Origin of the sequence: Halosimplex carlsbadense 2-9-1 (assembly GCF_000337455.1) — an archaeon.
Lineage (GTDB): Archaea > Halobacteriota > Halobacteria > Halobacteriales > Haloarculaceae > Halosimplex > Halosimplex carlsbadense.
Window position 1 is genome coordinate 234,942 of sequence record NZ_AOIU01000013.1, and the last position, 19,769, is coordinate 254,710.

The 19,769-nt window shown below is 66.5% G+C and carries 24 protein-coding genes and 1 pseudogene; 13 read left to right on the top strand and 12 right to left on the bottom strand.

Annotated features, from left to right (window positions below; all coding sequences use genetic code 11):
* Positions 1 to 11: 11 nt before the first annotated feature.
* Positions 12 to 824 (bottom strand): hypothetical protein, encoded by an 813-nt coding sequence (locus tag C475_RS06755; RefSeq protein ID WP_006883045.1) that lies wholly within the window; start codon positions 822 to 824, stop codon positions 12 to 14.
* Positions 821 to 1,909 (bottom strand): ABC transporter ATP-binding protein, encoded by a 1,089-nt coding sequence (locus tag C475_RS06760; RefSeq protein ID WP_006883046.1) that lies wholly within the window; start codon positions 1,907 to 1,909, stop codon positions 821 to 823. The genes C475_RS06755 and C475_RS06760 overlap by 4 nt, the downstream gene beginning before the upstream one ends.
* A gap of 108 nt (positions 1,910 to 2,017) precedes the next feature.
* Here C475_RS06760 and C475_RS06765 point away from each other — a divergent pair, with 108 nt between their 5' ends.
* The 6 genes from C475_RS06765 to C475_RS06790 all read left to right on the top strand — a co-directional run bounded on the left by C475_RS06765 (position 2,018) and on the right by C475_RS06790 (position 4,844).
* On the top strand, positions 2,018 to 2,365 hold the full coding sequence (locus C475_RS06765; protein ID WP_006883047.1) for a cupin domain-containing protein: 348 nt from the start codon (positions 2,018 to 2,020) through the stop codon (positions 2,363 to 2,365).
* Between the two features lie 77 nt (positions 2,366 to 2,442).
* The gene (locus tag C475_RS06770; protein WP_006883048.1) at positions 2,443 to 2,817 is read left to right on the top strand and encodes a VOC family protein; all 375 of its coding nucleotides are present in this window, start codon (positions 2,443 to 2,445) and stop codon (positions 2,815 to 2,817) included.
* Between the two features lie 47 nt (positions 2,818 to 2,864).
* Positions 2,865 to 3,353 carry a DUF6653 family protein gene (locus C475_RS06775; protein WP_006883049.1) on the top strand — a complete coding sequence of 163 codons (489 nt, stop codon included), beginning with the start codon at positions 2,865 to 2,867 and terminating at the stop codon, positions 3,351 to 3,353.
* Between the two features lie 68 nt (positions 3,354 to 3,421).
* Positions 3,422 to 3,919, top strand: coding sequence for a DUF6653 family protein (locus C475_RS06780; protein WP_193366298.1), 498 nt, complete (start codon positions 3,422 to 3,424; stop codon positions 3,917 to 3,919).
* A 32-nt stretch (positions 3,920 to 3,951) separates the two neighbouring features.
* On the top strand, positions 3,952 to 4,572 hold the full coding sequence (locus C475_RS06785; protein ID WP_006883051.1) for a DUF309 domain-containing protein: 621 nt from the start codon (positions 3,952 to 3,954) through the stop codon (positions 4,570 to 4,572).
* A gap of 65 nt (positions 4,573 to 4,637) precedes the next feature.
* Complete coding sequence (locus C475_RS06790; protein WP_006883052.1) at positions 4,638 to 4,844, top strand: YgaP-like transmembrane domain; 207 nt, start codon at positions 4,638 to 4,640, stop codon at positions 4,842 to 4,844.
* A gap of 1 nt (position 4,845) precedes the next feature.
* On the opposite strand, the gene C475_RS06795 is transcribed toward C475_RS06790, so the two are convergent.
* Together C475_RS06795 and C475_RS06800 are read right to left on the bottom strand one after the other, a co-directional pair.
* On the bottom strand, positions 4,846 to 5,328 hold the full coding sequence (locus C475_RS06795; protein WP_152436341.1) for a hypothetical protein: 483 nt from the start codon (positions 5,326 to 5,328) through the stop codon (positions 4,846 to 4,848).
* A 239-nt stretch (positions 5,329 to 5,567) separates the two neighbouring features.
* Complete coding sequence (locus tag C475_RS06800; RefSeq protein ID WP_235728436.1) at positions 5,568 to 6,173, bottom strand: PH domain-containing protein; 606 nt, start codon at positions 6,171 to 6,173, stop codon at positions 5,568 to 5,570.
* A gap of 1,283 nt (positions 6,174 to 7,456) precedes the next feature.
* Between C475_RS06800 and C475_RS24250 the strand changes: the two genes are divergently transcribed.
* Positions 7,457 to 7,603 (top strand): DUF7563 family protein, encoded by a 147-nt coding sequence (locus C475_RS24250; RefSeq protein WP_193366299.1) that lies wholly within the window; start codon positions 7,457 to 7,459, stop codon positions 7,601 to 7,603.
* Positions 7,604 to 7,722: 119 nt separating this feature from the next.
* Here C475_RS24250 and C475_RS24620 read toward each other — a convergent pair whose 3' ends face one another.
* From C475_RS24620 to C475_RS06820, 5 genes and pseudogenes are all read right to left on the bottom strand, one after another.
* Entirely contained in the window at positions 7,723 to 8,634 is a 912-nt protein-coding gene (locus C475_RS24620; RefSeq protein WP_204366147.1) for a hypothetical protein, read from the bottom strand.
* A gap of 135 nt (positions 8,635 to 8,769) precedes the next feature.
* A pseudogene (locus tag C475_RS25305) lies at positions 8,770 to 8,901 on the bottom strand (NAD(P)-dependent oxidoreductase); the annotation flags it as partial.
* Between the two features lie 232 nt (positions 8,902 to 9,133).
* Positions 9,134 to 9,979, bottom strand: coding sequence for a hypothetical protein (locus C475_RS22285; protein WP_006883059.1), 846 nt, complete (start codon positions 9,977 to 9,979; stop codon positions 9,134 to 9,136).
* Positions 9,980 to 10,348: 369 nt separating this feature from the next.
* Positions 10,349 to 11,122, bottom strand: coding sequence for an NAD-dependent glucose-6-phosphate dehydrogenase Azf (gene azf / locus C475_RS06815; protein WP_006883060.1), 774 nt, complete (start codon positions 11,120 to 11,122; stop codon positions 10,349 to 10,351).
* Positions 11,123 to 11,360: 238 nt separating this feature from the next.
* Positions 11,361 to 12,173 (bottom strand): DUF7537 family lipoprotein, encoded by an 813-nt coding sequence (locus C475_RS06820; protein WP_006883061.1) that lies wholly within the window; start codon positions 12,171 to 12,173, stop codon positions 11,361 to 11,363.
* A 188-nt stretch (positions 12,174 to 12,361) separates the two neighbouring features.
* Between C475_RS06820 and C475_RS06825 the strand changes: the two genes are divergently transcribed.
* The 3 genes from C475_RS06825 (at position 12,362) to C475_RS06835 (ending at position 14,609) form a co-directional block, all read left to right on the top strand.
* Positions 12,362 to 12,715: a dihydroneopterin aldolase family protein gene (locus C475_RS06825; RefSeq protein WP_006883062.1), complete on the top strand. Its 354-nt coding sequence runs from the start codon at positions 12,362 to 12,364 to the stop codon at positions 12,713 to 12,715.
* A gap of 89 nt (positions 12,716 to 12,804) precedes the next feature.
* Positions 12,805 to 13,998, top strand: coding sequence for a DUF7544 domain-containing protein (locus tag C475_RS06830; RefSeq protein WP_006883063.1), 1,194 nt, complete (start codon positions 12,805 to 12,807; stop codon positions 13,996 to 13,998).
* Between the two features lie 146 nt (positions 13,999 to 14,144).
* Positions 14,145 to 14,609 (top strand): DUF5790 family protein, encoded by a 465-nt coding sequence (locus C475_RS06835; RefSeq protein ID WP_006883064.1) that lies wholly within the window; start codon positions 14,145 to 14,147, stop codon positions 14,607 to 14,609.
* 47 nt (positions 14,610 to 14,656) lie between these two features.
* Here the strand turns inward: C475_RS06835 and C475_RS06840 are convergent, their stop codons facing one another.
* Positions 14,657 to 15,439, bottom strand: coding sequence for a creatininase family protein (locus C475_RS06840; RefSeq protein WP_006883066.1), 783 nt, complete (start codon positions 15,437 to 15,439; stop codon positions 14,657 to 14,659).
* Positions 15,440 to 15,597: 158 nt separating this feature from the next.
* On the opposite strand from C475_RS06840, the gene C475_RS06845 reads away from it, so the two are divergent.
* Complete coding sequence (locus C475_RS06845; RefSeq protein ID WP_006883068.1) at positions 15,598 to 16,821, top strand: MBL fold metallo-hydrolase; 1,224 nt, start codon at positions 15,598 to 15,600, stop codon at positions 16,819 to 16,821.
* A 10-nt stretch (positions 16,822 to 16,831) separates the two neighbouring features.
* Here the strand turns inward: C475_RS06845 and C475_RS06850 are convergent, their stop codons facing one another.
* The gene (locus C475_RS06850) at positions 16,832 to 17,122 is read right to left on the bottom strand and encodes a DUF6432 family protein (RefSeq protein ID WP_006883069.1); all 291 of its coding nucleotides are present in this window, start codon (positions 17,120 to 17,122) and stop codon (positions 16,832 to 16,834) included.
* Between the two features lie 145 nt (positions 17,123 to 17,267).
* On the opposite strand from C475_RS06850, the gene C475_RS06855 reads away from it, so the two are divergent.
* Positions 17,268 to 18,461 (top strand): DUF7093 family protein, encoded by a 1,194-nt coding sequence (locus tag C475_RS06855; protein WP_006883070.1) that lies wholly within the window; start codon positions 17,268 to 17,270, stop codon positions 18,459 to 18,461.
* Between the two features lie 128 nt (positions 18,462 to 18,589).
* Positions 18,590 to 18,982 carry a DUF5611 family protein gene (locus C475_RS06860; RefSeq protein WP_006883071.1) on the top strand — a complete coding sequence of 131 codons (393 nt, stop codon included), beginning with the start codon at positions 18,590 to 18,592 and terminating at the stop codon, positions 18,980 to 18,982.
* A 339-nt stretch (positions 18,983 to 19,321) separates the two neighbouring features.
* Here C475_RS06860 and C475_RS06865 read toward each other — a convergent pair whose 3' ends face one another.
* The gene (locus tag C475_RS06865) at positions 19,322 to 19,681 is read right to left on the bottom strand and encodes a cell division protein SepF (RefSeq protein ID WP_006883072.1); all 360 of its coding nucleotides are present in this window, start codon (positions 19,679 to 19,681) and stop codon (positions 19,322 to 19,324) included.
* Positions 19,682 to 19,769 lie beyond the last annotated feature (88 nt).

Consider the following 19,769-nt stretch of genomic DNA (forward strand, 5'->3'; position numbering starts at 1 on the left):
GGGCTTCGGGGTCAGTAGTCGCCGAGGACGCCGAGCTTGCGGGCGCGGCGGGTCGCGACCTCGAAGACGACGTAGCCGCCGCCGAGGTAGACAGCGGCGACGCCGACGAGGACGGCGAGGTCGAAGGGGGCGAACTCCCAGAGGCGGGTCCCGTCGATCATCGCCCGCTGGAGGAGCGCGCTGCCCTGGGCCAGCGGGAGCACGCGCACCCATCCGAGGTCGAAGGCGGGCGCGGAGATCAGCACGATGAACCCGAACTGGAGGAGGTTCAACCAGTTGCCGATCTGCTTGTAGAGGACGGTGATCCCGCCGGCGGCGAAGCCGAGGCCGAGCACGGAGACGATGCTGAGCCCGGCGACGACGACCACGGTGAGCACAGGCACCTGGAGCGCGGTATCCGTGATCGCGAGCATCACCGCCAGGACGAGCGCGGAGGTGAGGAAGGTGCGGACGAGCTTCGCGACGCCCTTCAGCAGCGCGACGGGCGCGAAGCCGAAGGGAGTCATGACGTGGCGTTCCAGCGTGCCCCACTGGACTTCGCTGCCGATGTCGTTGGAGATTGAGGAGTAGGCGCCGACCGAGAGCGTCCAGAGGAAGTAGCCGACGACGATCCCCTCCAGCGAGTCGGTGAGGGCCTGCCCGGCGACCATCTCCCCGCCGTAGAACAGCACGCCGAAGAAAAACAGCGAGATGACGATGCCGCCCACTGCGTTGGCGGGGTACCTGACGAAGATCAGGTACTCGCGGTAGAGCACCTGCTTCGCGAGGTCGGCGTACGTCGCACGCCGGGGCGTGACGCCCGCGTCGAGGCTGGCGTCGCTCATCGGCGGTCTCCCGAGCCCGTGATGTCGACGAAGACGTCCTCCAGGTCCGGCTCGACGGTTCGGACCCGGTCGAGGGTCACGTCGTGCGCGCGGAGCGTCGCCATCAGGGCGTAGAACCCCTCGCTGTCGACGGTCACCTCGATGCGCGCGCCGGGGTCGCGGCGTTCGATCGCGGCGACGGCGAACCGGTCGCGCAGCGTCGCGAGCAGGTCGTCGTCGAAATCCGCGCTGGTGATGTGGATCTCGTGCGCATCGCTCCCGCCGAGCAACGCTTCGACCGTGTCGTCGGCGATCACTCGCCCCTCGGACATGATGACGACGCGGTCGCAGACCGTCTCGACCACGTCCATGTTGTGGCTGGAGAGGACGACCGTCAAGCCCTCGTCGGCTGCGAGGCGGCGCAGTTCTGTCTGGAGGGTGCGCGCGCTCTCGACGTCGAGGCCGAGCGTCGGCTCGTCGAGAAAGACCACGTCCGCGCCGCCGGCGAGGACGCTCGCCAGCGACACCTTCTGTTTCATCCCCCGCGAGAGGTCCCGTACCGCCACGTCGGCGTGGTCCGACAGATCGAGCCGTTCGAGCAGTCGGTCGTGGCGGGCTTGCACGGAGTCGGGGTCGACGCCGCTGATCGTCGCGAAGTAGCGCAGGTTCTCCCGGACGGTCAGCCGCCAGTAGTCGTTGCGCGCGCCCTCCAGCAGCGCGTCGACCCGCGAGTACGCCGCCCGCGGGCGCTCGCGGGCGTCGATGCCGTCGATGTGGACCGCCCCCTCGTCGGGCAGGACCATCCCGAGGATCGACTTGACGAGCGTCGTCTTACCGGCGCCGTTCGGGCCGAGCAGGCCGACGATGGCGCCGCGCTCGATTGAGAGCGACACGTCGTCGACAGCGGTCGTCGCTTCGGGTCCGCTCCCGAATCGCTTGCTGAGTCCCTCGACGGTGACGACCGCGTCGGCGGGCCGGGCGGCCCCCGTGGCGTCGTCGTCTGCGACCCCGTCGCGGTCCGTCGACCGCTCGGCGGCTGTCGTCCCCTGTGACCCGGTTTCGGCGCGGTACTGCGCCGTCGACTCCGGGTCCGCTCTGCCTGTCATCGCCGGTCGTAGGGCCCCGACCGTCAAAAGGGGTCCGCGAGCCGCGGTCCGCGACCGGGCCGAGGGGGTCGCCCTCAGAGATATGTCCCGAGCGCCCGACGCACCGGTATGAAGCGAGTCAGTTTCGACGACGCCGAGACGTACGAACCCGACGAGGGGTGGCGCCGCGCCGCGCTGGCGGGCGACGACGACGTGAGCCTGGAGTACTTCGAGAAGCCGCCGGGCCACACTTCGCCGATGCACGACCACGAGAACGGGCAGGTGTGTCTCGTCCTCGACGGCGAACTGACGGTTCACACCGACGAGGACAGCGAGCGCCTCGAACGGCACGACTCCGTCTGGCTCGACCCCTGGGAGTCCCACCGCGTCGAAAACGAGAGCGGGGAGCCGGCCGTCGGCCTCGACATCTTCGTCCCCGGCCGCTCCTTCGACTTCTGGACCGACCGGGAGGAGTGAGCGGCGGAACCGGCTCGCGGCTGCGGGCGCGAGCCGTCGCGGTGCGTTTATGTCGCGACTCTGTGACCAGTCATCCGATGACACTCCGACACACGTCCATCCGCGTCGCGGACATCGAAGCGACCGTCGACTTCTACGCCGACCTCGTGGACTACGAAGTCCTGCGGGAGTTCGAAACCGACGACGGAACCCGGAACGTCTTCGTCGGCGACCCAGCCGACGAGGACACCGACGACCCCGCCGCGCTCCAGCTGGTCGAGGCCGACGGCCCCGTCGACACCGGCGACTTCGAACACGTCGCGGTCACGGTCGACGACGTGGACGCCGCGCTCGAAGGGCTCGACGACGGCCGCATCGACGACGGCCCGATCACGATGGCGGAGTTCGACTCCCGCGTCGCCTTCATCACCGGCCCGGAGGGCTGGGGCGTCGAACTGGTCGAGGACCTGTAACCGACACCGTCGAGGACGTTTTTGCCCCCTGCAGTCGAAGCCACCGCATGGGCGAACTCGACCACACGGACGACTCCGTCCGAGCGCGCGCGAAGCACGCCTTCTGGGAACGCCACGCGAACCCGTGGAGCGGATGGACACGGACCGTGACGCTCCCGGTGTTGCTGTACGCAGTGGTCCACCGCCGCTGGCGACTGCTCGCGGCGACGGTCGCGTTCACGCTCGCTAACCCGATCCTGTTCTCCCCGCCCGACGACGCCGACGCCTGGATGACGAAGGTGGTGCTGGCCGAGCGCCACTGGCGCGAGCGCGGCGACGAGCTGGGCGCGCTCCAGTTGCTCAACGTCGGGAACGGACTGGCGACCCTGTACGCCGTCTACGCCGCCTATCGTCGCGACGTGGGTGGTGCCACCGTCGCTGGCGCGCTCGCGATGACGCTGAAGTTCGCGTTCGTCGCCGCGCTGGTCCGGCGCTACGAGGACGAGATCGAGTGGCCGACGACGCCGCCCCACGCGCCCGACTCGGTCGCGGAGTGACCGCGACCCGGGCGCCATCCGCCGGATCGGACCCCACGCTTATTGCCGTCTGTTACCAAGTCTCTGGCGTGTCGACCACAGTGCCATCGGAACGACTCGCAGAGTTCCTCTGGGAACGGCACGCCAACCCCTGGAGCGGGTGGACGCGCGTGTTCGCGTTCCCGGTGCTGGTGTACGCCGTCCTGACGCGGCGCAAGCGCCTGCTGGTCGCGGCGGTCGCGGCCATCGCCGTCAACCCGGTCGTCCTCCCTCAGCCCGACGACGCCCAGGCCTGGACCAGTGACGTGATCCAGGCCGAGCGCTACTGGGTCGACCACGGGAACCAGGGCACGCTCCTCCGGTCGCTCGACGCCGCGACGCTGCCGGTGACCGTCGGCGCCCTGTACGCCGCCTACCGCCGCAAGCCGCGGTCGGCCGCCGTGCTGACCGCGCTCTCGATGGCGCTGAAGTTCGCGTTCGTCAACGCGCTCGTCCGTCACTACGAGGCCGCGACCGACGACGGCGCCGATACGACCCAAGTCGGGCCGTCGGCCGACGCGGCCCCCACCGACGACGACGGCCCGTAGGTGTTTTCGCCCCGGCGACCCCACTCGTCGTCATGGACGCGCAGCTTCGGGCGGGCGTCGCCGTCTACAACGCCGGTCACTATCACGCCGCGCACGACGCCTGGGAACAGCGGTGGCTCGCGCTCGACGACGGTGACGACGAGCGGTTTCTCCACGGGCTCATCCAGTTCACCGCCGCTATCTATCACGCCCGGAATCGCAACTGGTCGGGCGCGACCGGGCTCGCCGAGAGCGGCGGCGAGTACCTCGCCGACCTCCCCGCCGACTACCGCGGCGTGAACGTCGAGACGGTCCGCGAGTCCCTCACCGCGCTCGAACGAGACCCCGAGCGGGTCGAGCGGGCGCCCGCGCCTGCGCTCACCTACGAGGGAAACTCGCTCGCGCTCGCGGACCTGGACTTCGACGCGAGCGCCGTCGCCGCCGCGGTGCTCGCCGAAGACCTGGGCTACGACGAGGGCGTGATCGAGCGGGCCGTCGAGTACGCCCGCGCGGACCTCGATTCGGGCGACGAGGGCAGCCAGTTCGTCACGTTCGTTCTCGACTTCGTCCGCGACCCCGACAGCCGGCCGATCGTCGCCCAGCGACTGTCCGAACACGTCGACCGGCGGGAACACCGCGAGGCCGACGTGGACGGACTGTTCGAGGAGCGGTGAGCGGCCACGGTGGTCGGTGTGCCATCGTCGATGGGCTTGTGTCGGTGGCGGCCTAACGGTCGCGCATGGAATCCAACGTCGGTGGTCGCGACCGCTTCGCCCGTGGTATCGTCGCGGTACTACTGACCCTCGTCGCGGTGAAGGCGCTGGCCAGCGGCAAGCGCTCGCGGGGCCTCCTGCTCGGCGTCGCCGCGCTCGGGCTGGGCTTCAACACCGTGACCTGCTTCTGCGGGGTCAACCAGGCACTCGGTATCGATACGACGAGCGAGTGAGCTAGCGGAACCGCGCGACGACGGGTATCGGCCCCGGATCGTCGGTCTGTCGCCGACCCAGGAGATAGCCCGTCAGGGCCCCGAACGGCAGGAAGAAAATACCGATAAAGACCATCCCGACCGTCCCGGTGAGGAGCGCGAGTCCCAATGCTTCCAGTATGATCGTCCTTGATAGCGACAGCGCACTCCGTTGATCGATGAGAACTACGACTGGGATTAGGAGCGTGAGCGCAGCCCAGATCGTGAGCGCGCCCGCGATAGCACCGCGAACCGGGATCGGCCAGCGGTCGAACCGAGTGACGACCTGCGACCAGCCCACCGCACCGACGAGCGCGGTGAGGACAGTCGCGGCGACGATGACGGTCGCATATAACTGCTGATCGGGGTTCGGCACCGTCAGTACCTTGCTGACGGCCCAGAGTGAAGAGACGACCGCGCCGAGCGTCCCGAACGCGACGCCCGCTGCCCGTGCGTCGTCGGCCACAGCGTTCATCGGTTGGATATGATGGCTCTACATAAAGACTCTACCGACGACATCCGACGACGGGACAGAATCGACGAGCGAGAACGGCCGGCACTCCGCGAAACGCTCGCTCGCGTCGTCCGTCCGACACCACCGACCGCGGCCTGACGACGATCGAACTCCGACGCCGCGGGCTGAATCGGGCGCTCGGTATCGATACGACCGCGGAGTAGCGTTCCCAGGCTACCGCGGAACACCTGCTACTCCGTGACCAGATCTCTGATCTCGTCCGCGAACTCCTCCGGCCGCTGGATGTTTCGCATCTGTACTTCGAGGGATCGGCCCTGCCCCGATGCGACGAGTACGTTCCCGAGCCCGGCCACCGTTTCGAGAAACGACTTCCGTTCCTGAACGCCGCGGATCTTGGTACGAGGAACCTCCTGACGCACCAGTGATAGAAATCTATACTCCTTCAGGACTCGCTCCGTCGTCACGTAGTACGTCGTCAGCGTGTTGGTCCAGTAGGTGTACACCCCGACCGAAAAGAGATAGAGCCCGATAATCAGGGTGAACGTCGGGTACAGGTACGGGACGTACGTGAAATACAGCAAGTATACGGTCACGATCAGCAACGGCAATCCGAGTCCGATCTTGGCAGTAGCGACTCGCTGGGTCGGGTGTCGCTTGGCCACGATCGCCTCGTCGCCGTTAGTCCGCAGTTCGCCCGGCGAGATGAGGTGGACGTACACGCCGACGGTGATGATGAACAGACCGAAAGCCGCGAACGGAAGGCCGACTACGGGCGGATACTGTTCCTGCCCGAGATACAACCAGGCCCCGGCACCGACGAACGGCAGGCCGAACACCGCACTCCAGAGAGCGGGTAGTCCGCGCGCCATCTCAGTACCCTCGAATCATCTGATGGACGATCCCGGCAACCGAGAGAGCGAACCCCCCGACGGTGAGGAAGAACGGGTCCTCGAGTGGCCCCAAATTCGTCGCTCCTTCGCCGTTCGTGACGAACCCCCGAGTCCGATCGGTCGATACCGGCGTACCGGTAGCCGTGGCCGTCGCTGGCCGTCCGTTACCGGTAGTGGCCGTCTCGGGCGCGTTCGTCGTCGCTGTTGCCGTCTCGGTCGGCGCGGCAGTTGCANGGTAGCCGTCTCCGTGGGCGTGAGAGTCGGTGTTTCGGCCGGTACGGGGGTGGCCGTTTCGTCTCGGTGGGACTCGGAGACGGTCGCGCCCTCTCCGACCTGAAACACTATCGTCTTGGGCCCGTCCACCAGAACGCGTTTCTCCATCGTGAATGAGCCGCTGTCGTCGATCGGAATCGAGATCTCTGCATTGACGCTCTCGGCGAGTTCGATCCCGCTCGCGACCGCTCGCTCGATGTAGGCCCAGCCGTCACCGCGAGTGTAAAACGAAGACGTCCCGGTACCGGACCCGCGGTGACGAGCAGTACATTCTGCGCCCGCAACGGGCTCGCCGTTCGAATCGAGCGCTCTGTACTGCACAAGATGCCCTTTCGGAACGCTGAGGTCGCCGAGGTCCGTATCGCCGCCGGACGTCGTTTCGTGTCCGAACCCGTAGACGTGCGGCACACCGTTCTTTACCGGGTCTATGAACGTACTCCGATTGCCTTTGTACATCACGAGATCGGTCTCGGAGTTCGAGGCCACTTCCGCGCTAAAACGACCGTCTTCGTCGGTGTACGTGTCAAAATCCGATCTCCCGTAACCTCTGATAATCCGTTCCGCGATCGGGTCACCATCGTGGGCGACTAGCCGGCCGGTAAGTGTGACCGCACCGTTCGCGACGCCGGTAGCATGGAATCCGCCGGCACAGGCGATACCCGCAGTTCCCACGGAACGGAGGAAGCCCCGCCGACCCACGTCTGACATGCCAGATACATTCGGATTATGTGCAATAAAACCAGCTACACGATAGGACAGACCACGTCGACTCCCCCTATCTGGCTGCGCTCGATCCGTTTCCGAGAACTATCAGATCTCGCCTGGGCCAGAAGATAGACGCTCCGAGACGTGCCCGCCGTGACCTGTTTCTGCGGGCTGAACCGGGCGCTCGGTATCGACACGACGAACGAATGAGCGAAAACAAGCGTTATCCGTCTGTTCGCACACGTATCGGTGTGCCCACTTGCCGGAACTGCGACGCCGTCGTGACGAAATCGTACGTGCGAGTGTTCGCGCCGAACGGGATGGAGCGACCCCGCGTCTGCCCGAACTGCGAGGACAAGACCCGCGACAAGGGCGACGTGCGAACCAAACGCAACTGAACGCCGGTCCCGCGGTCGTCGACCGCGACCGGCGTCGGGAGTCTTCTCGGTCCGCGTAGCCCTCGGTCTCCCGGCTTCGGGAGTTCGCTGCGAACGCGGTAGGCCTCGCCGCCGAGCCGTCAGGACCGCCGCGTGGCTGCGACCGCCGCGAGCAGGAGCGCCGCGACCGTCACGCCGAGACCGAGGCCGGCTCCGGACCCGCTGGCCGTCGTGTCTATCAGGTCGCTCTTCTCCTGCACGTCTGGGTCGTTCGGCGCGTAGTCCTCCGAATCGATCACGCCGTCGCCGTCGCTGTCCTGGATGTCGTCACCGCCGCTCGCAGCCGTCGGTGCGACTGTCGCATCTCCGGTGGCACCCTCGTCAGTGACCGTCTCGGTCGCGGTGGGCGTCTCGGTCGCGGTTGGCGTGGGCGTCGGAGTCGGCGTCGCGGTCGGCGTCGGCGTGGGCGTCGGAGTCGCAGTGGGCGTCGGCGTGGGCGTCGGAGTCGGCGTCGCCGTGGGCGTCGGCGTCGAGCCGTCGGGCGCGGGGTACCACTGGTGTTCGTTGTTCTGACTGATCGTGAAACTCCAGTTGTACTCGCCCTGGAATCCGCCGTCCTCGAACAGGCGGAGACAGACGCTGTCGTCGTCTTCCGCGTACATCTTGAACGAGGCGTTCTCGGTCGGATCCGAACGGGTGTAGTAATCCGCATCGTCCCGGTACTCTTCGATGTTGTGTAGTTCAGTCACCGAGGCATCCGGGGGGAAATCGAACGTGAGCCGCCGTTCTTCGTCCCCGACGTTCTGGTGAAAGACAGTCACCGCGAAGTAGTCGCCTTTCTCGGCCTGGAAGTTGAGCGCGTCCGAGTCGTCCGGTGAATTTATTTCGTCACCGACACCGACCGCGTTCGCATCGTACTGCTGTTCCAACTCCTCGATGCTATACGGCGTGTAGTCGCAGCTGTCCGAAATCCCGTCCTCGTCCGCCTGCACCGCCGCCGGCGTGCAGGCGACCAATAGTACCAACAAGACGACAGGCCAGAGTCCCTTCATTCGCTTTGACCATTCAAATCCGGGATGTAAAGGCTTCCGAAACAATCACTTTTCTCTCATACTCGCGACGACGGTGTGCGTTCGTCCGGTTCGACGCCCGAGAAGCGAACGGGGGTCGGCCGGAAACGGTGGTCGCTACGCCTCGCGCTCGTAGTCGGCGACGTGCTCGTCGGCGTCCCACTCGGCGGAGTTGTCCTGGGGGTCGTAGCCCAGCGCTTCTTTCGCGCGCTCCAGCGAGTAGTACTTCCTGTCGTTGTCGGAGACACCGACAGACTCGCTCCGCTCGTCTGTCGAGCCCTCGCTCGCTTCGCTCGCGAGGATGCCGTAGACGGTCTCGAAGCCGATCGCCAAGGAAAGAGGTGGAATTACTCCACGTCGGCGACGCGTTCATTGACGTCCCACTCGGCGGAACTGTCCTGTGGGCCGTAGCCCAGCACCTCGCGGGCGACCTTTAGTGAGTAATACTTTCGCATGAAGCCATACAGATATTCAGTCAACGCTAATAGATTGTTTTGTAGATTCCATCATCTGGTTGGTATAGGTACCCATCCATCATCAATTCTTTAAGAACGTTTTTAATTCTATTTTCACTCATGCCCTGATTTTTTGCAATCGGAATTATGTCATCTTTTGGAACAGGTTCTTGATTTTCATTCTGGACATCTTTAATAATACTGAACAGTAAACGTTCCTCAGGAGTTAATGATTCTATCTGGGATTCCTGAGAAGACGAGATTCTATTGCCACTTCCTGGCATAGATTTAAAATCCAAGTCCATCATCCCACTCTCTAACTTTTCCATTCTGTTGTCCAGTCTATACATAGTCTGCAATATCTCAGCAAGATTCTGATCTGCTGGATCTGCGCTTTCACGCAAAGACTGCATTTCCGCTGACTCAGAAATCGGGTTATCAAACTCTGTGTCTTCGTCTTCTATTGACTCTAAATGTCCACGGATTTGTTCTCTCGTTTGATCGGCTTCGTCTACTTTCAATCCGTATTGAATGGTTCGTAAGTCAGATATGTCGAACGGGATCGATTCTGTTGATTTAATGAGTTGGATATACGGTTCGCCAGTTGCATGTCTCACCGCCAATTCGTAGAAGACATTTGGATTATGCCCTGTCAAGTCTGCTACTACCAGTTCACTACCAACTGTCTTTTGAATTACTTGACTTGTAATGCTACCCGGTTGGTCCATTTGATCTGCTCTCGTTACGGAATATCCGTAGTCAGACACAGCCTCCTTTACGATATATTCCATTACTTTATTTGAGCGCTTGCGGACTTCGCTTCCCTCATCGCCGATAGGTGCAATAAAGAAGCACTCTTTGTTCTCGTTCATAATTGATTAGAACTCTGTAGCTTAATGTTTAAATTTGATTCATCCTCCACCACTCGAATCCGGGATTATCCAAAGAGTGGTCGGAAATAACAAATTAATGTCAATAAAATCGCCTTTGCATTCATCATTCTATGTTCTTCAGTATCATTTTTGAATCAGTTACTTCATCAGATTGGATAATGACTTCTGAACTACCGCAAGAACAACGACCCTCCAGCCCCGATACGAGTGAACCGCCAGATGGCGACCACCCACCGGCACGCCATGTATAACTACGAAAGCAGGGTGTCATCAGAGTGGGCTGTAGACGGGGTTATTCGGCACCGTTTTGCGCCTGTAGGAAAATAGAAATCCCTTCGTTTAGGCACTCTACCGCTCGTAGTCGGCGACGTGCTCGTCGGCGTCCCACTCGGCGGAGTTGTCCTGGGGGTCGTAGCCCAGCGCTTCCTTAGCACGCTCCAGCGAGTAGTACTTCCTGTCGTTGTCGGAGATGCCGTAGACGATCTCGAAGTCGTAGTCGGCTTCGAGCGCACAGCGGTGGATGCGGGCGCAGTCGGGGTAGGAGAGCCACATGGCCTGGCCGCGCTCGTAGTCGATCGGGGGGTGACCGCGGGTGAGGTTGCCGATGCGGACGTTGCACACCGAGATGCCGTGTTCGTCGTGGTAGTACCGACCCAGCACCTCGCCGGCGGCCTTGGAGACGCCGTAGTGGTTGCCGGGGCGGGGGAACTCCGTGCCGTCGAGTCGGTAGTCGTCGCCTTCGCGGTACATCTCGGGGGTGCGCTCGTCGGTCTCGTAGGCGCCGACGGCGTGGTTCGAGGAGGCGAAGACGAACTTCTCGACGCCGGCTTCGACGGCGGCCTCGTACATTTTCTCGGTGCCGTCGATGTTGTTCGACAGCACGGAGGGCCACGGCGCGCTCGGCCGCGGGTCGCCGGCGAGGTGGATGACTGCTCCCACGCCGTCCATCGCCTCGGCCACTATCTCCTCGTCGGTCACGTCCCCGATGCGGTACTCGTGGTCGGGCTCCTCGTCCGGCGGGCTGTGGAGGAGCAGTTGCCACTCGTACTCGTCGGCGAGTCCCTCCAGCACGGCCTGCCCGACGCGGCCCCCTGCACCTGTGAGTAAGACCGGCTCGTCCATTCAGGTGTATCCTTGCGACCGGTCAGTAAGTAAGATGCGGATCCGATCCCATCTTTTTCGGGGCGGGGTTTCCTCGCGAGCCTTTGGCTCGCTGCGGGGAACCCCGTCCGCAAAAATATAGGTGAAAAAGCGCGGCTCGCTCGCTTCGCTCACTCGCCGCGAAGAACCGCGCGCCACTGGCGCGCGGATTCGATGGAGGGTGTGGACCGAGCAGCCCGGTCGCTATCGAACCGAGCCGTCACGACCCTGCCGTCACGTTCGCGGCCCAGCCCGGTCGCTCGACGTCGGTGCTCCCCACGTCGGAGAGGGTGTAAGACTTCGTGACTCGCCGGGTGGCGTACTCGGTCCAGACGAAGTCGTACTCGTAGTGGCGGATGACGCCGTCTTCGTCGATCAGGATCGTCGCCGAGAACTCCTCGAACCACGAACTCACGTTCTCGCCGCTCGCCCACGAGTCGGCCAGCGCGTCGAGGCCGGCGGCCTCGTACCGCATCACCGGACGGCCCCGGAACGTCTCGACGCCCTCGCGCTCGAAGGTGGCGTCGATCGCGGCGAAATCGTGTTGGTTCCCGGTGGCGTTGTTGAAGAAGCCACGCCAGAGATACTCCTCGTTCGATTCGTTGAACACCGCGAAGCCGAAGGCGGGCCGTACGGTCGTCTCGCCGTCTTCCCGCCACATCTCGTAGGTCGTGTTCCCGTTCGAATAGTACGTCACGTTACCGCCCAGGAAGTACCCATTGCCACGTGCGAGGTACTGTGAGTCGTTGGGGTCGACGAAGTAGCTGAACGTGCTGTTCTCGTACGTGTAGTTCCTCTCGGACGGGCGGAGCACACGATCCTTCTGGGTCCGGTCGGTCGAGAGCGTGAAACTCGTGTTCCCCATCGCGGCCGCGTGTCGTTCGAACACCGACTGGTCGATGGCCGACGCGTTCGGGAACTCGTCGGGGGAGACGTCGGGCGCCGGTTCCGTTCCACCGGCGCCCGGAAGTCCGGCACATCCCGCGACGAGGAGGAGGGCGACGACGATCGCTGGGAGGGGGGACGCTCGCATGGGTGAAGGTTCAGTCCACTGACGGTTAAGTCGAGGGGTGACTCCGTCGACCGGACAGCGTGCGATACCGCCCTCCCGCGGTGCTATGTCTCCCGGACGAACCGGTCCCGAACCGATTGCGTGTCTGTGAGCCGGACCTGTCGCCGCGTGGTCGATAGCCATTACTCCCACGGGACCGAGCGTCCGGTATGGACGCCACGGACGCCCAGACCGCTTGCTTCGAGGCGGGTATCAAGTTCGGGACGCTGTACCACCAGTTCGCGGGGACGCCGGTCAGTCCGGACAGCGCCGACAGCCTCGCCCGCGCGATGGAGGAGGCAATCGAGAACCAGCCCTACTGCGAGTCGGTCACCGTCGACGTGCTGGTCGAGGAACTCGAAGCCGAGCTGGCCGACTCGGCGGCCGACTACACGGAGCTGACCGGCCGGTTCGTCGAGGTCGAGATGACGATCGACTACGAGGGAACGGAGGTCCGGACCCGGATGGATATGCAGGACGGCTATCCGTTGATGCGCGTCGAAGACGTCTCCCCTGACGCCTGACCGTCGGACTCCCCGGGAGTGGTTTCGGGGACGGCGACGCGTCGAATCGACCACGGGAGATATGTGACTGGGCTGAGAACCGGCTCGGTATGTCTCTCGCCGCCCTGGACGACATCACGGACGCCATCGAGGCGACCAAGCGGTTCCTCACACCGGTCGACCGCGTGCGGTGGTTTCGGCTCGCGGTGGTGATGTTCTTCGTCGGCGGCGCCGGGCTCTCCGCCCCCGGTGCGCCCACCGCGGGGTTCGGTGGCGATACCGACCCCGCCGACCCGGCACCCGGCGCTCCCGGCGGACCGGACATCACGCCCGAGATAACGCCCGAACTGGTAGTGCTGATACTGGGGATCGCCGCTCTCGGACTCGCCGCCTTCCTGCTGTACTCGGTGGTCGGCGCGACGATGGAGTTCGCCTTCGTCGCCGCGCTGCGCGACGAGGAGGTCAGGTTGCGCCGCTCGGTCGCCCGGTACTGGCGGCGCGGGCTCCGGCTGTTCGGCTTCCGGCTGGCGGTCTGGGTGATTGGGATCGCGGCGGCCGCGGCGATACTGCTGGGGACGGGTGCGGTGCTCGGCGGGTGGCCGCCGACCGTCTGGAGCGACGGGACGATCCTGACCGTGGTGGTCCTCGCGATCCCGGTGTTGGGCCTCGGCGTCCTGATCCTCGGGACGCTGCTGGGCTTTACCACCGTCTTCGTCGTCCCGGTGATGCTCGCGGAGGACCGGGGCGTCCTCTCGGCCTGGCGGCGCTTCTGGGGGACGCTGACCGCCGAGCCCCTGGAGTTCCTCGCGTACCTCGTCCTCTCCTTCCTCCTCGGTATCGGCGTCTCGATAGCCGTCGGTTTCCTGCTCGTGTTGTTGCTGATCGCGCTGGCCGTCCCGTTCCTGATCGTCGGCGCGCCCATCGGGGTCGCCCTCGTAGCGGCGGGCAGCGGGACCGCGGTCGGGGGGTTGATACTCGTCCTCGTGTTGCTCTACGGGCTGCTCGTCCTCGTCGGCGCGCTGCTGATCCAGGTCCCGTTCCAGACGTTCCTGCGCTACTACGCGCTGTTCGTCCTCGGCGACGTCGAACCCGACTTCGACGTGATTCCCGACGCCCGCGCGGCCGTCCGCACCGACGGCGGCGATGGCGGAGACGACCACGGCGGACCCGCGGGCGTCGCAGCGGGCGACGACGGACGGGACCGACCGGGCGACGGCGACGCGGACTCGAACGGCGGCGAAACGGGCGCCGACGACTGGAACGTCGACCGCGAGGGCCGGGACGGTGACGACGACCAGTGGTAGCGTCGCCCGCTTCGCCGCGATCGATACCGGCGGATCGTAACTGAACGGCCGGGTCGGCGTGCTGGCGTCGTTCGTCCGCTGTATCCGCGATCTTCACTTTCAGTTCCAGGCGTGTTTTTAAACCGGACGGGGCCGAAGGGAGAGACATGAGTCAAGCGACCTTCGACGACGACCTGTTCGAGGACGCGGCCAGCGAGATGCGCGAGGACGTGGAAGCGAGCCTCGACGAGGCCCGCGCGGCGCTCCCCGAGGCCGACGCGATCTGGGACGTGGAGGCCGACAACACGCTCGGCGTGCTCAACGCGCTCCGGTCGGCGCTGGACGTCGAGGACGCCGAGGACCACCTCGTCGACGCCAAGAAGTGGTACACGATGGGCGAGCGCGCCGACGCCTTCGAGGACGCCGACGACCTCGCCGAGGAGATCGAGGCGGTCGGGGACCTGATCGAGGACGTGACCGAGGCCCACGAGGAGGTCAGCGACCTGGCGAGCACCGTCCCCCAGCTCCGCAGCGCATTGGAGGAGTTCGAGGCCGACGACGAGGCCGAGGGAAGTGACGAGGGAGAGTCCGAGGCCGACGCCGACGCGGACGCCGAGGAAGCCGAGGCCTGAGGCGCGTCGCGTCCCCTGTCGCCGTGGTTCCCGGTCGTCACTCCCGATCAGCGCCGCTCGGGTCGCGACACGTCACGGGCCGCGACTTCGTCGAGTAGCGCCGCCAGTTTCTCCGCCGCGCGCTCGCGCAGCCACTCGCCGAGCGCCTCGCTCCCGTCGCGGGGGTCGCCGACCGTTCCGTTCTCCGAGAACTCCGCCGAGTCGTACGCGAGGTTCGCGCCGCCCACCCACTCGCCCCAGCCGTCGGCGGCGCCCGCCGCGGCGTCGTCGAGGCGCTCCTCGCGGATCAGGTCGGGACTCACCGCGCGCACGAGGGCGGTTTCGACGGGGCCACCGTGACCCATCCTGATCGCGTCGATGTCGACGGGCGGCGCGTCGGGGTCGCCGGTCCAGTCCCGGTCGAGGTCGACGGCGTCGAACCAGGTCAAGGGGACGGCGTAGGCGTCGTCGTGGCGCGTGATCCGTCCGCAGACCTCCCGAAGCGGCGCGACGTTGCCGCCGTGGCCGTTGACGACGACGACGCGGTCCCAGCCGTGGTGGGCCAGACTGGCGACCGTCTCGCGGACGTAGTCGCGAAAGGTGTCCTCGCTCACCCAGAGCGTCCCCGCGAACTGGCGGTGTTCCTCGGCGACGCCGACCGGGACCGTCGGCGCGACGACGACCTCGCCGTGGTACGCCTCGACACCGGCGTCGGCCACGGCCTCGGCGGTCAGCGCGTCCGTCCCCAGGGGCGCGTGCGGGCCGTGCTGTTCGGTGCTGCCGACCGGCAGGACGGCCAGGTCCGTCTCGACGGCGTCGGCCTCGGGCCACGTCGATGTCGAGAGATGCATACCGGTCGCTCGCGACGCCGACGGTTAAGCGATACGGCCGCGTGACCGCCGTGGTCGGCCGACTGGGGGCGCAGGGTTCGGTGGCGCGTCGTCGCGACCCGCGGCCCGCGTCGTCGGGCGGCCACGAACTTATTTCGCCAGCGCCCCTAGCCGACGCCATGGCAGACGACACGGGTGAGACCGACCCGTCGGCCCTCCAGGCGCGGATCGACGCTGGGGCGTCCGTCCGCGTGCTCGACGTCCGCGACCGCGACGAGGTCGAGCAGTGGCGCCTCTCCGGTCCGAACGTCGCCCTCACGCAGAAGCCGTACAACCGTTTCCTCCAGGCCAAGATCACGGACGACCTGGCGAGCTTCCTCGGCGACGTCGACGGCGAGGGGCCGATCACCGTCGTCTGCGCCCGTGGCGAGGCCAGCGCCGAGGTCGCGCGGGCGCTGTCCGACGCCGGCTTCGAAGCGCGAAATCTGGCCGGCGGAATGGAAGCGTGGGCGCGACTGCTGCTCGCCGCCGAGGTCGAGGGGGTACTCCCCGACGCGCCCGACGCGACGCTCGTCCAGTACCGACGGCCCTCCAGCGGCTGTCTGGGGTATCTGCTCGTCGCCGACGACGAGGCGGCAGTCGTCGACCCGCTACGGGCGTTCACCGACCGGTACGTCGCCGACGCGGCGGACCGGGGCGCAGAGATAACGACCGTCGTCGACACGCACGTCCACGCCGACCACGTCAGCGGCCTGCGGGCGCTGGCCGACGCGACGGGTGCGACGCCGGTGCTGCCCGCGGGGGCCGTCGAACGCGGTGTGGCCTACGACGTGGAGACGGTGACCGATGGCGAGCCCATCACGGGAGGCGAGGCCGCCCTGACGGCCGTTCACGCGCCGGGCCACACCACCGGCATGACGGCCTTCGCGGTCGGCGACGCCCTATTGACCGGCGACAGCCTCTTCGCCGACGGCGCGGTCGGCAAAGCCGACCGCGGCGGATCGAGGCGGCGGAGCCGCCTCGCAGGCGTCGCTCGCCCGGACCTGGAGGAGGGCGCCGCCGAGGCGCCCGCGTTCGCCCGCGAACTCTATCGGACGCTCACCGAGCGCTTCGCCCGCTTCCCCGACGAGACGGTCGTCGCGCCGGGCCACCACGGCGAGAACGCCGTCCCCGGCGACGACGGTGCGTTCACGGCGCGGCTGGGTGAGTGCCGAGAGTTGCCGGTGTTCGAGCTGAGCGAGGCCGCGTTCGTCGAGCGGATCACCGAGCGGACGCCGCCGCGGCCGGCCAACCACGCCGAGATACTCGCCGTCAACCTCGGCCGGGAGTCCGCCGACGACGAGGCGGCGTTCGGACTCGAACTCGGGCCGAACAACTGCGCGGCCGCGCCGGCCGACGACTGAGACCGACGGCTCAGAACGGGAGTTTCTCGCGGATCTGACCGATGAACGAGTCGTCGTCGGGGTCGACGGGACCGACGACGCCGTCCTCGGGGACGATGAGTGTCCGGTGGTCCTCCTGGTGGGCCTCGATGAGTCCGTCCTCCTTCAGCTCGGCCAGCGCGGCCTCCAGGGCGTCGATGTCGACCTCGACTCGTGACCGGAGCTCGAAGACGGTCATTCCCTCCTCGCGCCGGTCGGCCAGCGCGTCCAGGACCGCGACCTCGACCTCGTCGCGGTCGCGGTACTCCGGTTTCGCCTGCATACCAGTCCCTTCGGCTGGCCGGGTCTTACGTGTATCCCCCGAGACGGCGGTCGCGACGCCGCCGCTCGGGCGTGTCGGACCGCACGACTGCTCGGCGTTCGGACAAACAGCACGCTTATGGTTCGGAGGGGTCGAACACGTGGTAATGAGTATCAAGTGTTCGCTCCTGGGACACAGCTTCGGCGAGACGACCGTCGAGCGGGAGCGCGAGGAACAGGGGACGGAAGTCGTCATCACCATCACCGAGATGGAGACCTGTTCCCGGTGCGGCGAGACCCGCGTGGTCTCGGAGAACAAGGAAGTGACGACCCTCGAAACGCCCGAGGGCGGCGCCGACGAGTTCGAGGCCACGCCGGGTGAGGGTGCCGACGACACCGCCGACGTGGTCGACGCTGGGGAGGCCACCGACGGTGCGGAGTCGACCGGGGCGGGGGACCCGGCCGCGAGCGGTGACGAGGTCGGCGCCGACGACGGGGGAGCCGGCGGGAACGACGCCACGGACGCGGTCATCCTCGACGACGACGCCACCGACGAGTCGTCCGCCCAGGCCGAGGCCCGCGGGGCCGAGACGACCATCCCCGACGCCGAGGACGGCGTCGCCGCCGAGGCCGAAGTCGACGCCGACGAGGACGACGCGGTCATCATCGGCGACGCCGAGGGCGACGACCGCGACCCCGGCGAGTGGCCCGACGAGGAGGACGAGGCCGAGGCCGACCACTCCGCCGGTGACGAGGGGGACGACGGCGACGACGGCGACGCGCCCGCCGACGGTGACGTGACCGCCGACGAGCCGGCGTCGGACACCGAAGGCGAGAGCCGCGAGCCCGGGGAGTGGCCCGACGAACCGTCCGACCCGGCGGAACGCGCCGGCGAGACCGCCGAGGTCGAGATCCTCGGCGGCAGCGACGACGGCGACACCGGGACCGACCCGGACGAATCGGCCTCCGAGGACGGGGCCGGCGGTCCCGACCTCGCCGACGCGACGGCCTCCGGAGGCCCTGCGACCGGCGAGAGCGACGGAGCGAGCGGTGACGTGGCGAGCGACGACGGCGCAGCCGGCGCCTGGCCCGAAGAGGAGGACCCTTCGGCCGGCGCCGAGTCGATGGGCGATTGGCCCGAGGAGACCAAGCGCGACCGGCCGACGGATCCGGGCGCCGCCGGGCCGTCGCTCGACGGCGAGGAGACCCCGTCGATCACCGTCCCCGAAGGGACGTTCAAGTGCTCGGAGTGCGACTTCTCTACGGAGGCCGACGCCACCTCGTTGCGCGCCGGCGACTTCTGCCCCGAGTGTCGACGCGGGACGCTCCTCGAGCACGCTGACACCGTCGCCGAGGAGTGATCGGGGCGCCGGTCGCGGCGCTCGCTGTGGCGACCGCCACGCGGAGCTACGGTTTCGTCCGGCGATAGGCGGGGCGCCGGCTCCGCGCGCTCGAAAAAGGTAAGAACGGTGCTCGCAAAGGGTCGGCCATGCGGGAGTACAAGATGCGCCGGGGAGAGCACCTCGAAGAGCGTATCGAAGACATGGAGGCGACGATCGAGGACTACTTCGGACCCATCTCGACCACCGAGGAATTCAAGGGGAGTGACCTGCACGTGGTCGAGGACCCCGACAATCCGGTGTTCACGCGCATCACGGCGGGGACGGTCGAGTACAGCGGGAAGAAAGACAAGCTTGCGGTCGACTTCGAGGAGCGGCCCGCCGAGGAGGTCATCGCGGCGGGCGAGGCCGACGCCGCGGCCGACGCCGTCGACGCCAAAAACGATTTCCTCCTCGAAGCGACCGGCCGCGACGCCAAGAGCCGACGCGACTCGATGAAACGCTCCGTCGAGGACAGCCCCGACGAGGCCGACGAAGTCTGATTCGTTCTCACCGTTGCGAACGCACGCGGCAAGGCTAAATACGGCTGTGACGTAGTGTCACACATCGCCCGCCCGGAGGCGAGCACGAAGTATCCCGGCCTGAGCCGCCGGAACTGTGGCCATGGGTAGGGCCACTCCACAGTTCCTGTCCGAACCACCTCACACGAGGCGGTCACAATCGGAATCCGGCGGTTCCGGTAAATGCTTTCTGGCACCTGACAGCACCGAGAGAGAAATCCCCGTCGACCGGCGGGCCGTCCCCAGCGACCCGTCGGTCGCGAACGCGGTGGCCGGCGCGGGGTCCGCGGGAACCGAGCGGTCGACGACTCCGGCGGCGAGTTACTGGCCCAGCGGGTCGCGGTTGATGGCGACGCCGTGGGGCGTGATGATGAGCTGGTCGTCGCCCTTCTGAGCGATATCGCCGCCGACTTCGTTGGCGACCTGCTTGAGCTCGTCCGTGATGTGCTCCATCGTCCGGTCCTGTGTCGTGTGGCGCGTGATGTCGGCGATCACCACGTCGCCGTCGTAGACGGCGTCTTTGATGTCGATAACGTCCTGTTTGTCGCCGATCTTCGCGATCCGGACCTGTCGGGAGGCCGCTGTCGCCCCCGCGTCGACGCCGTCGCTCTCGATCTCGACGTAGTCCTCTTTGTGCCGGCTACCTCCGGACTCCCCGAGGATCTTACTCATAAGTCCCATACACTCTCTCCCGGTCGCTGTCCGTTTGTATTTTACGTCAGACATCCCTCACCGACCGGACACTCGTCGGACGCGGCCCCGTAGGGGG

Coding starts and splice junctions, on each gene's coding strand:
- C475_RS06755 (WP_006883045.1), bottom strand. CDS start 824: ATGAGCGACGCCAGCCTCGACGCGGGCGTCACGCCCCGGCGTGCGACG.
- C475_RS06760 (WP_006883046.1), bottom strand. CDS start 1,909: ATGACAGGCAGAGCGGACCCGGAGTCGACGGCGCAGTACCGCGCCGAA.
- C475_RS06765 (WP_006883047.1), top strand. CDS start 2,018: ATGAAGCGAGTCAGTTTCGACGACGCCGAGACGTACGAACCCGACGAG.
- C475_RS06770 (WP_006883048.1), top strand. CDS start 2,443: ATGACACTCCGACACACGTCCATCCGCGTCGCGGACATCGAAGCGACC.
- C475_RS06775 (WP_006883049.1), top strand. CDS start 2,865: ATGGGCGAACTCGACCACACGGACGACTCCGTCCGAGCGCGCGCGAAG.
- C475_RS06785 (WP_006883051.1), top strand. CDS start 3,952: ATGGACGCGCAGCTTCGGGCGGGCGTCGCCGTCTACAACGCCGGTCAC.
- C475_RS06790 (WP_006883052.1), top strand. CDS start 4,638: ATGGAATCCAACGTCGGTGGTCGCGACCGCTTCGCCCGTGGTATCGTC.
- C475_RS24620 (WP_204366147.1), bottom strand. CDS start 8,634: ATGAAGGGACTCTGGCCTGTCGTCTTGTTGGTACTATTGGTCGCCTGC.
- C475_RS22285 (WP_006883059.1), bottom strand. CDS start 9,979: ATGAACGAGAACAAAGAGTGCTTCTTTATTGCACCTATCGGCGATGAG.
- azf (WP_006883060.1), bottom strand. CDS start 11,122: ATGGACGAGCCGGTCTTACTCACAGGTGCAGGGGGCCGCGTCGGGCAG.
- C475_RS06820 (WP_006883061.1), bottom strand. CDS start 12,173: ATGCGAGCGTCCCCCCTCCCAGCGATCGTCGTCGCCCTCCTCCTCGTC.
- C475_RS06825 (WP_006883062.1), top strand. CDS start 12,362: ATGGACGCCACGGACGCCCAGACCGCTTGCTTCGAGGCGGGTATCAAG.
- C475_RS06830 (WP_006883063.1), top strand. CDS start 12,805: ATGTCTCTCGCCGCCCTGGACGACATCACGGACGCCATCGAGGCGACC.
- C475_RS06835 (WP_006883064.1), top strand. CDS start 14,145: ATGAGTCAAGCGACCTTCGACGACGACCTGTTCGAGGACGCGGCCAGC.
- C475_RS06840 (WP_006883066.1), bottom strand. CDS start 15,439: ATGCATCTCTCGACATCGACGTGGCCCGAGGCCGACGCCGTCGAGACG.
- C475_RS06845 (WP_006883068.1), top strand. CDS start 15,598: ATGGCAGACGACACGGGTGAGACCGACCCGTCGGCCCTCCAGGCGCGG.
- C475_RS06850 (WP_006883069.1), bottom strand. CDS start 17,122: ATGCAGGCGAAACCGGAGTACCGCGACCGCGACGAGGTCGAGGTCGCG.
- C475_RS06855 (WP_006883070.1), top strand. CDS start 17,268: ATGAGTATCAAGTGTTCGCTCCTGGGACACAGCTTCGGCGAGACGACC.
- C475_RS06860 (WP_006883071.1), top strand. CDS start 18,590: ATGCGGGAGTACAAGATGCGCCGGGGAGAGCACCTCGAAGAGCGTATC.
- C475_RS06865 (WP_006883072.1), bottom strand. CDS start 19,681: ATGGGACTTATGAGTAAGATCCTCGGGGAGTCCGGAGGTAGCCGGCAC.